Annotated in this window: 16 protein-coding genes; 3 read left to right on the forward strand and 13 right to left on the reverse strand. The window is 51.8% G+C overall.

Annotated features, from left to right (window positions below):
- Positions 1-356: 356 nt before the first annotated feature.
- Positions 357-1688: an SLC5/6 family protein gene (locus OGY17_RS23105; RefSeq protein ID WP_020996346.1), complete on the forward strand. Its 1332-nt coding sequence runs from the start codon at positions 357-359 to the stop codon at positions 1686-1688.
- A 24-nt stretch (positions 1689-1712) separates the two neighbouring features.
- Positions 1713-3023: an L-cysteine desulfidase family protein gene (locus tag OGY17_RS23110; RefSeq protein ID WP_125362875.1), complete on the forward strand. Its 1311-nt coding sequence runs from the start codon at positions 1713-1715 to the stop codon at positions 3021-3023.
- Positions 3024-3077: 54 nt separating this feature from the next.
- Here the strand turns inward: OGY17_RS23110 and OGY17_RS23115 are convergent, their stop codons facing one another.
- Both OGY17_RS23115 and OGY17_RS23120 read right to left on the reverse strand, forming a co-directional pair.
- On the reverse strand, positions 3078-3227 hold the full coding sequence (locus OGY17_RS23115; protein ID WP_003828578.1) for a protein YhaL: 150 nt from the start codon (positions 3225-3227) through the stop codon (positions 3078-3080).
- A 26-nt stretch (positions 3228-3253) separates the two neighbouring features.
- Positions 3254-3955, reverse strand: a complete 702-nt coding sequence (locus tag OGY17_RS23120) for a pirin family protein (protein ID WP_003024860.1) — start codon at positions 3953-3955, stop codon at positions 3254-3256.
- A 104-nt stretch (positions 3956-4059) separates the two neighbouring features.
- Here OGY17_RS23120 and yhaJ point away from each other — a divergent pair, with 104 nt between their 5' ends.
- Positions 4060-4956: a DNA-binding transcriptional regulator YhaJ gene (gene yhaJ / locus OGY17_RS23125; protein ID WP_003024855.1), complete on the forward strand. Its 897-nt coding sequence runs from the start codon at positions 4060-4062 to the stop codon at positions 4954-4956.
- A gap of 108 nt (positions 4957-5064) precedes the next feature.
- Here the strand turns inward: yhaJ and OGY17_RS23130 are convergent, their stop codons facing one another.
- The 11 genes from OGY17_RS23130 to OGY17_RS23180 all read right to left on the reverse strand — a co-directional run bounded on the left by OGY17_RS23130 (position 5065) and on the right by OGY17_RS23180 (position 12461).
- A complete protein-coding gene (locus OGY17_RS23130) occupies positions 5065-5430 on the reverse strand; it encodes a DUF805 domain-containing protein (RefSeq protein ID WP_008785879.1) in 366 nt (121 codons plus the stop codon).
- 125 nt (positions 5431-5555) lie between these two features.
- Complete coding sequence (gene yqjG / locus OGY17_RS23135) at positions 5556-6542, reverse strand: glutathionyl-hydroquinone reductase YqjG (RefSeq protein WP_191215385.1); 987 nt, start codon at positions 6540-6542, stop codon at positions 5556-5558.
- A 189-nt stretch (positions 6543-6731) separates the two neighbouring features.
- Positions 6732-7124: a DoxX family protein gene (locus tag OGY17_RS23140; RefSeq protein WP_003024847.1), complete on the reverse strand. Its 393-nt coding sequence runs from the start codon at positions 7122-7124 to the stop codon at positions 6732-6734.
- 173 nt (positions 7125-7297) lie between these two features.
- Positions 7298-7597, reverse strand: a complete 300-nt coding sequence (locus tag OGY17_RS23145) for a YqjK-like family protein (RefSeq protein ID WP_003828569.1) — start codon at positions 7595-7597, stop codon at positions 7298-7300.
- The gene (locus OGY17_RS23150) at positions 7597-7992 is read right to left on the reverse strand and encodes a phage holin family protein (RefSeq protein WP_003828567.1); all 396 of its coding nucleotides are present in this window, start codon (positions 7990-7992) and stop codon (positions 7597-7599) included. Before OGY17_RS23150 ends, OGY17_RS23145 begins: the two co-directional genes overlap by 1 nt.
- Before the next feature lie 2 nt (positions 7993-7994).
- On the reverse strand, positions 7995-8300 hold the full coding sequence (locus OGY17_RS23155; protein ID WP_003024832.1) for an ElaB/YgaM/YqjD family protein: 306 nt from the start codon (positions 8298-8300) through the stop codon (positions 7995-7997).
- 33 nt (positions 8301-8333) lie between these two features.
- Positions 8334-8702 carry a DUF1090 domain-containing protein gene (locus OGY17_RS23160; protein ID WP_032941739.1) on the reverse strand — a complete coding sequence of 123 codons (369 nt, stop codon included), beginning with the start codon at positions 8700-8702 and terminating at the stop codon, positions 8334-8336.
- Between the two features lie 148 nt (positions 8703-8850).
- Complete coding sequence (mzrA, locus tag OGY17_RS23165) at positions 8851-9219, reverse strand: EnvZ/OmpR regulon moderator MzrA (RefSeq protein WP_162623447.1); 369 nt, start codon at positions 9217-9219, stop codon at positions 8851-8853.
- A gap of 18 nt (positions 9220-9237) precedes the next feature.
- Positions 9238-9900, reverse strand: coding sequence for a DedA family general envelope maintenance protein YqjA (yqjA, locus tag OGY17_RS23170; RefSeq protein ID WP_003828561.1), 663 nt, complete (start codon positions 9898-9900; stop codon positions 9238-9240).
- Positions 9901-10248: 348 nt separating this feature from the next.
- The gene (gene exuR, locus OGY17_RS23175) at positions 10249-11025 is read right to left on the reverse strand and encodes a transcriptional regulator ExuR (RefSeq protein WP_003828559.1); all 777 of its coding nucleotides are present in this window, start codon (positions 11023-11025) and stop codon (positions 10249-10251) included.
- Positions 11026-11159: 134 nt separating this feature from the next.
- Positions 11160-12461, reverse strand: coding sequence for an MFS transporter (locus tag OGY17_RS23180; RefSeq protein WP_048215487.1), 1302 nt, complete (start codon positions 12459-12461; stop codon positions 11160-11162).
- Positions 12462-12654 lie beyond the last annotated feature (193 nt).

Here is a 12654-nt window from a genome sequence, read left to right on the forward strand (position 1 = left end):
GCCGGACCGGGGTCATCGCTTCAACGCTCTGACTTCCAGTTAAATCTGTTTTGCTGTTTTAACAAAAAACGCAGAAGGTGAGGTGTTAACTGATCAGCATTAACACTTTAGTGCGCATTTTTTTTGTTGTGATCTGCTTCAAAAATAGAATTTAAATCCTAAATATGCATATAAAAGAGAAAATATTTCTTAACTTTTAGAAATTACAGGGGTTTGTTTGTGAAGTTTTTCTCTGATCCTGCGCGTATGATTTCTTCATTACTCCAATAGCTCACCTGCACCTAAGTACTGCGTATCGCATTGATGCAGTACGAAAAAAATATAAAAACCTCTACCTACACATTGAGCGGGAAATTATGGAAACGGCAACGAATAGTAGCGTAATACTCGACGCATCTGCTCCGGCACGTCGGGCGGGAATGACCGAAAGCGAATGGCGTGAAGCCATTAAGTTCGACAGCACGGACACCGGCTGGGTCATTATGAGTATCGGTATGGCAATTGGCGCGGGGATTGTTTTTCTTCCTGTCCAGGTAGGATTGATGGGGCTGTGGGTGTTCTTGCTCTCCTCTATCATCGGCTACCCTGCCATGTACCTGTTCCAGCGCCTGTTTATCAACACGCTGGCTGAGTCCCCGGAGTGTAAAGACTACCCGAGCGTGATCAGTGGCTATCTGGGTAAGAACTGGGGCATCCTGTTAGGTGCGTTGTATTTTGTGATGCTGGTTATCTGGATGTTCGTTTATTCCACCGCCATCACCAATGACAGCGCCTCCTATCTGCACACGTTTGGTGTGACGGAAGGTTTACTGTCCGACAGCCCGTTCTATGGCCTGGTACTGATTTGCATCCTGGTGGCTATCTCGTCACGCGGGGAACAAATGCTGTTTAAAATCTCCACCGGCATGGTAATGACCAAGCTGCTGGTTGTGGCAGCGCTTGGCGTGTCGATGGTAGGGATGTGGCATCTGCATAACGCGGGTTCACTGCCGCCGATGGCGCTGCTGATCAAAAATGCGATCATCACTCTGCCGTTTACGCTGACCTCGATTCTGTTTATTCAGACCTTAAGCCCGATGGTTATCTCATACCGTTCACGCAACAAATCCATCGAAGTGGCGCGCCATAAAGCCCTGCGTGCCATGAACATCGCGTTCGGTATTCTGTTTGTTACCGTCTTTTTCTACGCCGTTTCCTTCACGTTGGCGATGGGCCACGACGAAGCGGTTAAAGCTTATGAGCAGAACATTTCCGCTCTGGCGATTGCCGCGCAATTTATCAATGGTGCGGGTGCTGGCTGGGTGAAAATCGTCAGCGTTATTCTGAACATTTTCGCCGTTATGACCGCTTTCTTCGGTGTCTACTTAGGTTTCCGTGAAGCGACTCAAGGGATCGTGATGAACATTCTGCGCCGCTATATGCCGGCTGAGAAAATCAACGAAACCTTTGTTCAGCGCGGCATTATGATTTTTGCCATCCTGCTGGCCTGGAGCGCAATTGTGCTCAACGCGCCGGTGCTGAGCTTCACCTCTATTTGTAGCCCTATCTTCGGCATGGTGGGTTGTCTGATCCCGGCCTGGCTGGTCTACAAAGTTCCTGCACTGCACAAATACAAAGGCGCTTCCCTGTATCTGATTATTTTCACGGGCCTGCTGTTGTGCGTTTCTCCGTTCCTGGCATTTTCCTGAGATATTTGAGCAAAGGTTGTTGTTATGTTTGAGACTACATTGAATCCATTATGGGATAGTTTTATCCGCGCGGTGCAGGAAGAAGTTAAGCCTGCGTTGGGCTGTACAGAACCTATCTCTCTGGCTCTGGCGGCGGCGGTTGCCTCCTCTGAGCTGGACGGCGCGGTTGAACGCATTGACGCGTGGGTCTCACCGAACCTGATGAAAAACGGCATGGGCGTTACCGTGCCGGGTACCGGAATGGTCGGGTTACCTGTCGCGGCGGCGCTGGGTGCGCTGGGGGGAAATGCCCGTGCCGGTTTAGAGGTACTGAAAGATGCGTCGCCACAAGCGATCGCCGATGCGAAAGCGATTCTGAGCGCTGGCAAGGTTGCGGTGATGCTGCAGGAGCCTTGCGAGGACATCCTCTTTTCCCGCGCGAAGGTTTACAGCGCTGAAGGATGGGCGTGCGTGACGATTGTGGGCGGTCATACCAACATTGTGCACATCGAGACCAATAAGGGCGTAGTGTTCACCACAGAACAGAACGCTCAGGAAGAGGAGCAGGAGTCGCCGCTGGCGGTATTGTCTCACACCTCGCTGGAAGAGATTCTGGCGTTCGTGAACGCGGTACCGTTTGAGTCAATCCGCTTCATTCTCGATGCGGCAAAACTGAACGGTGCGCTGTCTCAGGAAGGGCTGCGCGGTAACTGGGGTTTGCACATCGGAACTACGCTTGAGAAGCAGTGTGCGCGTGGCCTGCTGGCGAACGATCTCTCCACCTCTATTCTGATCCGCACCAGTGCGGCATCGGATGCGCGAATGGGCGGGGCGACGCTGCCGGCCATGAGCAACTCCGGCTCCGGTAATCAGGGCATTACCGCGACTGTTCCGGTGATGGTGGTGGCTGAGCACTTTGGCGCGGATGAGGAGAAACTGGCACGTGCGCTAATGTTGTCTCATCTGAGCGCTATCTACATCCATCATCAGCTTCCGCGTTTGTCTGCACTGTGTGCGGCAACTACGGCGGCGATGGGGGCAGCAGCGGGGATGGCATGGATCGTAGATGGTCGCTACAACACCATCGCGATGGCGATCAGCAGCATGATTGGCGACGTGAGCGGAATGATATGCGATGGCGCTTCAAACAGCTGCGCGATGAAAGTCTCAACCAGTGCTTCCGCGGCGTGGAAAGCGGTACTGATGGCGCTGGATGATACTGCTGTAACCGGCAACGAAGGGATTGTGGCGCATAACGTGGAACAATCTATCGCTAACCTGTGTGCGCTGGCGTGTCGTTCAATGCAGGAAACCGACAAGCAGATTATTGAGATCATGGCCAGTAAGGCACATTAATCTGTAAGCCGGGTAAGCCGTTGACGCCACCCGGCATAAGTCTAAGCCGCCTGTTCAGGCGGCTTCTTCGTCTTCCAGCCGTAGTTCGGCATCGGCCACAATCGCTTCCAGCTCTGTCAGCATTTCTTCATAGCCGAAGGTAACTGTTTCCTGTTTTTTCGGCTCAACCTGAGGCTGGCGTTTTTTTGATGATTTCTTGCTCAATAGTCGTACTCCATTGTTTTCCCTGACTATACGGGCAAATCTATCAGCAAAGCGCGCAGCGGAGTATCGGCGACTAACGTTATGTTAGTTTCGTCACGAATAAATGCCCCATCGCCACAGGTGAGCGCTTCTTTTTCGGCGCCAGACGTCACCGCATGGAATCTGCCGTGAATCGACTGTAAATAAGCACGTGGCCCATGTAACTGAAAACTCAACGATTCACCTTGCTGCAGCTCAACGTGGTGCACCCATACCTGTTGGCGCAGATGTAGGCTGCCTTGTTCACCGTCCGGCGAGGCCAGCAGCTGATGCTTACCGGTGCCCAGCGTGGCTTTCTGTACACAGGCGTTTTCACGCTGCGGGCAGGCGTCCAGCCAGAGCTGCATTCTGGTTAACGGCTTATCTTTGCTGATATTGTGTTCGCTATAGCTGATCCCGGGCTGTGTCGCGAGCAATAGCACTTCACCTGCTTTGGCCTTGATATGGTTGCCTTCGCTGTCTCGGTACTCCGCTTCCCCTTCGAGGATCAGATTGACGATATCCACCTTCGGATAGGTCCGTGGCTGGAAAGAGGCCCCCGGTGCCAGAACTTCCTGGTTCAGAACACGCAGCGAGGCATAACCCAGCAGTTTAGGATCAAAATAGTGTCCAAAGGAGAAGGTATAACGGGCCTGCAGCCAGCCGTAGTCTGCTTGCCCGCATTGTTTGGCTGTACGGGTAGTAATCATAGTTCTTGACCTCTCTTTACTTCCTTTTATGTTAAATGGCTAGACGCTGCATTGTTAGCCAGATATTCTGCCCGGTATGTTCAAATTTCCTGAATGAGAACGAGATGGCCAAAGAAAGGGCTTTAACGCTTGAAGCGTTACGCGTCATGGACGCAATAGACAGACGCGGTAGTTTTGCTGCTGCGGCAGACGAACTGGGACGCGTTCCTTCCGCACTTAGCTATACCATGCAGAAGCTGGAGGAAGAGCTGGACGTGGTGCTGTTTGACCGCTCAGGCCACCGCACAAAATTTACTAACGTTGGGCGTATGTTGCTGGAGCGCGGGCGCGTACTGCTGGAAGCTGCGGATAAACTGACTACCGATGCCGAAGCATTGGCTCGCGGTTGGGAAACGCATCTGACTATCGTTACCGAAGCGCTGGTGCCGACGGCGGCGTTTTTCCCGCTGATCGACAGGCTTGCCGGGAAGGCCAATACCCAGCTTTCCGTTATTACCGAAGTTCTGGCCGGGGCGTGGGAGCGTCTTGAGCAGGGGCGGGCGGATATCGTGATTGCGCCGGATATGCATTTTCGCTCATCCTCAGAAATCAACTCGCGCAAGCTGTACTCGCTGATGAACGTCTATGTAGCGGCCCCGGATCATCCCATTCATCAGGAGCCGGAACCGTTATCGGAAGTCACCCGCGTTAAATACCGTGGGATCGCGGTGGCGGATACCGCCCGTGAACGTCCGGTGCTGACGGTTCAACTGCTGGATAAGCAGCCGCGTCTGACGGTGAGTACGATAGAAGATAAACGTCAGGCGCTGTTGGCAGGACTTGGCGTGGCGACGATGCCGTATCCACTGGTGGAAGAGGATATTGCGGCTGGTCGGCTGCGGGTCGTTAGTCCGGAATCGACAAGCGAGATAGATATTATTATGGCCTGGCGTCGTGACAGCATGGGCGAGGCGAAATCCTGGTGTCTGCGGGAAATCCCCAAGCTGTTTGCGGGTAAATAGCCTGACTGTTACGCCGGATGCGGTGCGAAGCACCTTATCCGGCCTGGAAGACGGAGTATGTTGTAGGCCTGATAAGCGCAGCGCCATCAGGCATCTACATATGCTACGTCAGGATAACTGTTTGGGATCGGGCCCGAAGCGGTTGCTCCCCTGAGTCCCGTTTTGACAGTTGAAAATGATGATCACCAGCCAGCCTACGATCGGGATCAGCAGCACCAGTAGCCACCAGGCTGAACGATCGGTGTCATGTAAACGCCGGAACTGTACCGCCCACCACGGAATAAAGACCAGAACCCCGTAAATCGTCGTTAATATGCCTTCTCCACCGGCGCGCTCCCAGCCAAACATTCTGTCCAGAATACCCAGCACGAATGTGAAGATGATGTTGACCAGCACAAACATCCAGTATTCTTTACGACGCGCGCGGCCACCAAAACCAAAGTAATTCTTTAATACGTTTAAATACCAATCCATTTTTGCCTCGTTCTGCATTCAATTACTTGTTTTTAAAGTAATCAAATTAAGAATAGCCGTGAATGAAATGATGGTAAATATTTACGGTATTAATTATTTAGCCCCCAAATGGGGGCCTGTGTAAATCATGCGAAACGCTCGTCACGCCCATGAGGTTCGTTGAGGTCCTGCCACGGCCCAACAGAAATAATGCCGGTCGGGTTAATGGTTTTGTGGCTACGGAAGTAGTGATTGCGGATATGATCGAAATTGACGGTTTCCGCAATACCCGGCATCTGGTAGATATCACGCAGGAAACCGTACAGGTTCAGATAGTCGCTAATCCGGTGTTTGTCGCACTTGAAGTGGGTGACATACACGGGATCAAAGCGTACCAGCGTGGTCCACAGGCGAATGTCGGCCTCGGTTAACTGGTCGCCGGTCAGGTAGCGATGTTGCCCAAGGATCTGCTCCAGCCGTGCCAGAGATTGAAAGACGTTATCCACGGCGTCGTCGTAGGCTTCCTGACTGGTGGCAAATCCGGCTTTATACACGCCGTTATTAACGTTGTCATAAATCCAGCCGTTCAGCTCGTCGATTTTGCTTTGCAGGGCAGGGGGATAGTAATCTCCGGCTTTCGCGCCCAGCGCATCAAACGCGGTGTTAAACATGCGGATGATTTCTGCAGATTCGTTGCTGACAATAGTGTGGTTCTTTTTATCCCACAGCACCGGAACGGTGACCCGACCGCTGTAGTGCGGATCGGCGTGTAAATAGAGCTGATAAAGAAATTCGTGTTGATACAGGGTATCGCCGGTTGCCGCCGGGAAGTTATCGTCAAAGGTCCAGCCGTTTTCCAGCATCAGCGGATGCACAACAGAAACGGAAATAAACGGTTCCAGCCCTTTGAGTTTGCGCAAAATCAGCGTGCGATGCGCCCACGGACAGGCCAGAGAAACGTACAGATGATAGCGGTCTTTTTCGGCAGCAAAGCCACCTTCACCGGTAGGGCCAGGCGCGCCATCCGCGGTGAGCCAGTTACGGAAAGCCGATGCTGAACGTTGAAATTCTCCACCGGTTGATTTGGTATCGTACCAGGTGTCATGCCAGACGCCGTCAATCAGTTGTCCCATTATCTCTCTCCCGGATAGCAAAACGAGGAGTAAACCCCCTCGTCTTTTAATAAGTATATACCCTAAATAATTCGAGTTGCAGGAAGGCGGCAAGGGAAGAAACTCCCAGGAGCATAGATAACTATGTGACTGGGGTTTCTGAGTGAAGCCAACACACCTGCAACTTGAAGAATGACGGGTATAGTTTGCTTACCACTTTTTATTCAGTACACGGTCAATACTAAATGCGCCTGGACCGGTGATAGCCAGCAGCAGGAAACCGCCTGCGATGGTCAGGTTTTTCATGAACATCAGAGAGTTCACACCTTCCGCAAAGTTGCTGTGGAAGAGGAACGCCGTCAGCAATGTGAAGCCTGCGGTGAACAGCGCGGTTGTACGAGTCAGGAAACCGAACAGAATTGCCAGACCGCCGCCAAACTCAAGCAGAATCACCAGCGGCAGCATAAATCCTGGGACGCCCATGGCTTCCATGTACTGTTGGGTACCCGCATATCCGGTGATTTTTCCCCAACCTGCGGTAATAAACAGGATTGGCATCAGAATGCGCGCTACCAGTACACCAACATCTTCTAATTTCTTCATCATACTCTCCAGGAAACCACTCAGGCGGCTTATTGTGTTTTTTTGTGCATCGACGCTGCAGAGCGCGTCGTTGCTGTCGATGGAGAGAATCATAAACGTGCTTAATGAGAATTGTTAGCAAGGAAAACTGTCAGTATTTTTCAAAAATTTTGAGGTTGGGGGCAAGGAAAGGATTAGCCGCGCAGTTGCTGCTGTCTGATGGTCGATTTCACCAGACGCCAGATACTCCAGACGCTAAAGCCGCGCTTAGCCCAGCGTACCAGCAGATTCGGGTTGCGGATGGTGCGAACCGCCATAATACTGCTCCCGACCAACACCCAGCCACGCAGGTTCAGTAGCGTCTTCCAGCCACGATCGTAGACCTCGGTGGCTTCCAGCCAGTCGCGGCGAGTCGCAGACAGATCCAGCCGTTGCTGCTGGATCTGTCCAAGCAGTTGCGCCTTACGCTTTTGACGTTCGACTTTGCTGCTCATTATGCATCATCCTCCAGGGCTTGCCTGTCATTAGCGAGTTCCTGGCGTGTATGGCGTAGCAGCGTTGTTTTACGTGCTTTACGCAGCGTCCATATCCCGCCAATCAGCGCTAACAGCAACAGCACAACGGTGGTGGCAATCATGGCGTTCAGGCGGTATTGAGGGTCAATGGCCCAGATGATAAGCACCATCAGGCTCATCAGGCCAAACGCCGCGAACAGCATAGTCAGCCCAAGCATCAGCAGGATCTGGATGAGATTGGCTTTTTCCTCTTCCAGCTCAACGACGGCCAGCCGCAGCCGTGTTTCTACGATCTCAACGAGAATCGTCAGGATCCGCTGTCCAATACCCAGTACGCCTTTGCCTGGACCTTGTGCGTGTTGAGAATCAGCCATTGTTAACGGCGCGACAGCAGTACACCAAGCACCACACCGACTGCAGCGCCAATGCCGACGCCTGTCCATGGGTTTTCGCGCACGTAGTTATCGGCTTTAGCCGCGGCCTCACGGGTCTGTTTGGCAATTACATCGCTGGTTTCACTCAGACGATGGCGGCTCTCGCGCAGCGCATGTTCGGCTTTGCTGCGAATTTTACTCATCTCTTCCTTCGACTTATCGCCAGAGGAGCTAAGTACTTCTTCAAGCGTATCCGCAAGAGATTTCAGCTCAGCGCGCAGGTTTTCCGTAGCATTATCTTTCGACATAGTTTTCTCCAGTTGAGTGGCTAGTTACCGTACTTAGTAATCGCGGGTCTCGAGTTCTTTTAGCTCTTGCTGGGCTTCAGCAAGCTTGTGTTCACGCTTTGCTACCTTATCCGCATCGCCTTTTTGCTTAGCTTCGGCTAAGTCACGTTGACGCTCGGCAATCTCATTTTTCTGCTCGGCGATTTTTTTCTGATGGTTGGCGCGCAGTTTGCTGTCAGTACAGTTTGCTCTGACTTCGCTCAGTGCTTTGTTCAGCCCATTGATACGGCTCTGATTGTTGTGTTTTTCGGCATAGCTAATCTCCCGCTGAATGTCTTGTTCTTTTTCCTGACAGAGGGTGGTGGCGTAGCTGCCGGCACTGAGAGCGAAAAGGCTAATTGCCAAAGCGATGCGGTATTTCATTCTTGAACCTTCCATTGTGATTCGACCTCGTCGTTTAGGGTCGATGCTCCAGAATAATAAAGCGTTGGGTCATAAACCCAGTTTATTAATCATAGGCGCTAAACGGTGAAATCACCAAAGTGAGTGATCTAATTCAGATTCCTGGAAATTAACCAAAACGGTGTGGGGTCTCACGTAAGCGGGATAACCACTGAACCGCCTGATTATTATCATCCTGCTGAGCGATAACGAAACCGTGCGGTAACGTTCGATCCAGTACGACCTTCGCCGCTGCGCTCTGTGCACTGGAATCAAAGGTAATCAGCAGGGCGTCATTTTGCGGAGTGATGCTTTTAAAACGAATGCCGTTGGCATCCAGGTGATGCCAGATAGAGAAGCCATCAGGCATGCTGGCTCCCTGGTTTACGGCACGAATGGCAAGCGTTGACTCCTGCTGGCGAATGACCGACCAGGTCAGGAGCAACGCGCCGATGAACAACATAAAAGTGGTGGACCAGGCAAGTCGTCGGAGCGTTATGCATGATTTCAGCATAATTTACCCTCGGTTCCCGTATTTCTTTTTCCAAAGAACAACCAGTGAACCTGCCAGACCAAACACCAGTAACACCACAGGAAGCAGCATCAGGCAAGACATCAGCTGATCTTCATATTTGAGAAACACCGGTGTTTTGCCAAGCAGATAGCCCAACGATGTGAGAATAAGGACCCAAAGCAGTCCGCTCATCCAGTTGAAGAACTGAAAGCGCGCATTGTTCAGGCCGGACAATCCTGCGATGGTCGGCAGTAATGTTCTGACAAACGCGATAAAGCGGCCGACCAGCAGCGCAGACAAGCCATGCTTATGGAACAGATGATGCGCACGCTGATGATAATGTGCAGGAAGATGAGATAACCAGTTTTGCACGGTGCGGGTATTACCCAACCATCGACCTTGTATATAGCTGAGCCAGCAACCAAGGCTGGCTGCGGTGGTGAGCAGCAGTACCGTTTGCGGAAAACCCATTGCGCCTTTGGCAATAAGTACGCCGACCAGTACCAGCAAGCTGTCGCCAGGTAAAAAGGCTGCTGGCAGCAGTCCGTTTTCCAGAAACAAAATAGTAAAGAGTACAAAATAGAGCATGCCAATCATGGAAGGATTGGCCAGCGTTTCAAAATCCTGAGCCCATAAAGCATTTAGTAATTGAGTCAGTAGTTCCATTCAATATTCCTGGAGAATCGGTTGTCGTCATGCCGGTTTTCTGGATTTTGTAACACCACGATTTTATTAATATTTTTTACATGACTTGTGGTCTGTTACAAACTCACGGCCTGAACTATTCCCTGTAAAGTTGTGAAGTTAGCAAGCTCTTAAACACAAAAATTCAAACAGCATCTAATTGTAACAAAGGTCAACGTAGTCCGTTATAGAAATTACGGTTGTTGAACTGTGATTTTGCTTATCGCAATGGAGGGAGGCGAGAGGATTTACACAGGCTGACACTTTATACCTAACGCTTACCAAGTGTCAGAAACAGGCGCGTGGTCGCGCCTGCATTGATAAGATTGTTTATTTTGCGCTGTTAGCAGCTGTATCGAGGTGAACGACCGGATTTTCGGTAAATAGATAACGGTCCGCATTGAACTCAAAATCATCGCTGGTTTCGTTAAACAGCATCTGCTTCGTGTTCTCAAGATGCTGCCACATCGCCAGTTTGGCGGCATGAGGATCTTTGCGAATCAGCGCCCGAAGGATCTGGTCATGGTCATCACACCAGTTATCAACCGTGCGCAGGTCGATGTGGTCGTGCAGTTTCTTCCAGTAGGGGTTATGAATGCGCTGAGTCCACATTTTTTCAACAATCGCGGCCAGAGCCGAGTTCTGCGTTGCCAGGGCGACCTGCACATGGAACTGGAGATCCCACTCGGAGTCACGAAAGCTTTTTTCGTTACGTGATTTCTCCTGAATCTCCATCAGCTTCATGATGTCCTGTTTGGTCACCTGGGTGGCGGCAAACTCGGCAATGTTGCTTTCTATGAGCTGACGCGCCTGGAGCAGCTCGAAAGGACCGTAGCTGGCAAATTCCAGGTTTTCATCTGGCGCGACATAGTGTCTGGGTTGGTTGGAAATGACGTGGATCCCCGATCCTTTGCGTACCTCAACGTAACCCTCTACCTCGAGCATGATAATTGCTTCACGAACCACGGTACGGCTGACATTTTTTTCATCGGCGATAAAGCGCTCGGCAGGGAGTTTGTCACCCACCAGATAGACGCCTTGCTCAATGCGTTCTTTCAGATCAGCTGCAAGTTGTTGGTACAAACGTCGTGGTTCGGTGATTTCCATATGCGCTCCAGGCATGATACGGCAGACTATATTTGTTATACCACTTTTGCGATTACTGCTCCACTCGCGGCGATAAAAAAGCCGCCAGATAACTGGCGGCTTCGCATTATATACCCTTGATGAAAAACAGCGGGTTAATTTTGCGGAGCAGGATCGCCAGTCTGTGATCCCGAGTCGACCTCGCTGGCCGATTTGTTCTGCAAGACCGTCCAGATAACGAGTGCGCCGAGCAGGTCGAATACCGCCAGTACGGCGAACAGCGGGCTAAAGCCGATAGTGTCAGCCAGTGCGCCAACAACCAGTGCAAACAGCGTACTTGCAAGCCAGGCGGACATACCGGTCAGGCCGTTTGCCGTTGCCACTTCATTACGACCAAATACGTCAGAAGAAAGCGTAATCAGCGCACCGGACAGCGCCTGGTGAGCAAAGCCGCCGACGCACAGCAGGGCGATAGCAATGTACGGGCTGGTGAACAGACCAATCATCCCTGGGCCAATCATCAGCAATGCGCCCATGGTGACGACCATTTTACGTGAAACGATCAGGTTAACGCCGAACCAGCGCTGGAACAGCGGCGGTAAGTAGCCCCCAACGATACAGCCCAGGTCAGCAAACAGCATCGGCATCCAGGCAAACATCGCAATCTCTTTCAGGTTAAAGCCGTAGACTTTAAACATGAACAGCGGGATCCAGGCGTTGAAGGTACCCCAGGCCGGCTCAGCCAGGAAACGCGGCAGTGCGATGCCCCAGAACTGGCGGTTACGCAGGATCTGACCGAGCGACATTTTTTTCGAGGTGTTGTTTTTATGCTGTGATTCCTGACCATTCAGAATGTAATCACGTTCTTCATCAGACAGTTTTTTCTGGTCGCGCGGGTGTTTGTAGAACACAAGCCAGCACATCGCCCAGATGAAGCTCAGCGCACCGGAAATAATGAATGCCATCTGCCAGCTGTGCATGACGATTGCCCAGACGACCAGCGGCGGAGCAATCATCGCACCGATAGAAGAGCCGACGTTAAAGTACCCCACGGCAATTGAACGTTCTTTTGCCGGGAACCACTCAGAACTGGCTTTCAAACCCGCAGGGATCATTGCGGCTTCAGCGGCACCTACCGCGCCACGCGCCAGCGCCAGTCCACCCCAACTGCCAGCCAGTGCGGTCGCGCCACAGAAGACGGCCCACAGAACGGCGAACATCGCGTAACCAACTTTTGTGCCGAGCACATCGAGCACGTAGCCGGCAACGGGTTGCATTACGGTGTAAGCAGCAGAATACGCTGCGATGATATAGGAATACTGTTGAGTGGAGATGTGTAACTCTTCCATCAGAGTTGGCGCAGCTGCCGCCACAGTGTTACGTGTCAGGTAACCCAGCACGGTGCCAAGCGTCACCAGTGCAATCATGTACCAACGTAACCCTTTAATTTTACGCATGTAAAACCTCATCGTTTTGTTATGTCCGCGAACGAGCGGTCATCTTCCAGTTCAGGGCGGAGGATGTTCTTTTACGAGGGGGACCGAAAAAAAGCCGGTACTCCCCGAACTTTGCCATGTCAATAATTGTGCTAATTCGGTTTCCGTACCGGTCAATCCGATGGTGATACATCGGTAATTTGCATTCCGTCGG

Origin of the sequence: Citrobacter sp. Cpo126 (genome assembly GCF_030332445.1) — a bacterium.
In the GTDB taxonomy this organism is placed as follows: Bacteria; Pseudomonadota; Gammaproteobacteria; order Enterobacterales; family Enterobacteriaceae; genus Citrobacter; species Citrobacter portucalensis.

Coding starts and splice junctions, on each gene's coding strand:
- OGY17_RS23145 (WP_003828569.1), bottom strand. CDS start 7,597: ATGAGCAGCAAAGTCGAACGTCAAAAGCGTAAGGCGCAACTGCTTGGA.
- OGY17_RS23155 (WP_003024832.1), bottom strand. CDS start 8,300: ATGTCGAAAGATAATGCTACGGAAAACCTGCGCGCTGAGCTGAAATCT.
- OGY17_RS23130 (WP_008785879.1), bottom strand. CDS start 5,430: ATGGATTGGTATTTAAACGTATTAAAGAATTACTTTGGTTTTGGTGGC.
- OGY17_RS23160 (WP_032941739.1), bottom strand. CDS start 8,702: ATGAAATACCGCATCGCTTTGGCAATTAGCCTTTTCGCTCTCAGTGCC.
- OGY17_RS23105 (WP_020996346.1), top strand. CDS start 357: ATGGAAACGGCAACGAATAGTAGCGTAATACTCGACGCATCTGCTCCG.
- OGY17_RS23120 (WP_003024860.1), bottom strand. CDS start 3,955: ATGATTACTACCCGTACAGCCAAACAATGCGGGCAAGCAGACTACGGC.
- OGY17_RS23140 (WP_003024847.1), bottom strand. CDS start 7,124: ATGAAGAAATTAGAAGATGTTGGTGTACTGGTAGCGCGCATTCTGATG.
- OGY17_RS23180 (WP_048215487.1), bottom strand. CDS start 12,461: ATGCGTAAAATTAAAGGGTTACGTTGGTACATGATTGCACTGGTGACG.
- yqjA (WP_003828561.1), bottom strand. CDS start 9,900: ATGGAACTACTGACTCAATTACTAAATGCTTTATGGGCTCAGGATTTT.
- OGY17_RS23150 (WP_003828567.1), bottom strand. CDS start 7,992: ATGGCTGATTCTCAACACGCACAAGGTCCAGGCAAAGGCGTACTGGGT.
- OGY17_RS23110 (WP_125362875.1), top strand. CDS start 1,713: ATGTTTGAGACTACATTGAATCCATTATGGGATAGTTTTATCCGCGCG.
- exuR (WP_003828559.1), bottom strand. CDS start 11,025: ATGGAAATCACCGAACCACGACGTTTGTACCAACAACTTGCAGCTGAT.
- yqjG (WP_191215385.1), bottom strand. CDS start 6,542: ATGGGACAACTGATTGACGGCGTCTGGCATGACACCTGGTACGATACC.
- yhaJ (WP_003024855.1), top strand. CDS start 4,060: ATGGCCAAAGAAAGGGCTTTAACGCTTGAAGCGTTACGCGTCATGGAC.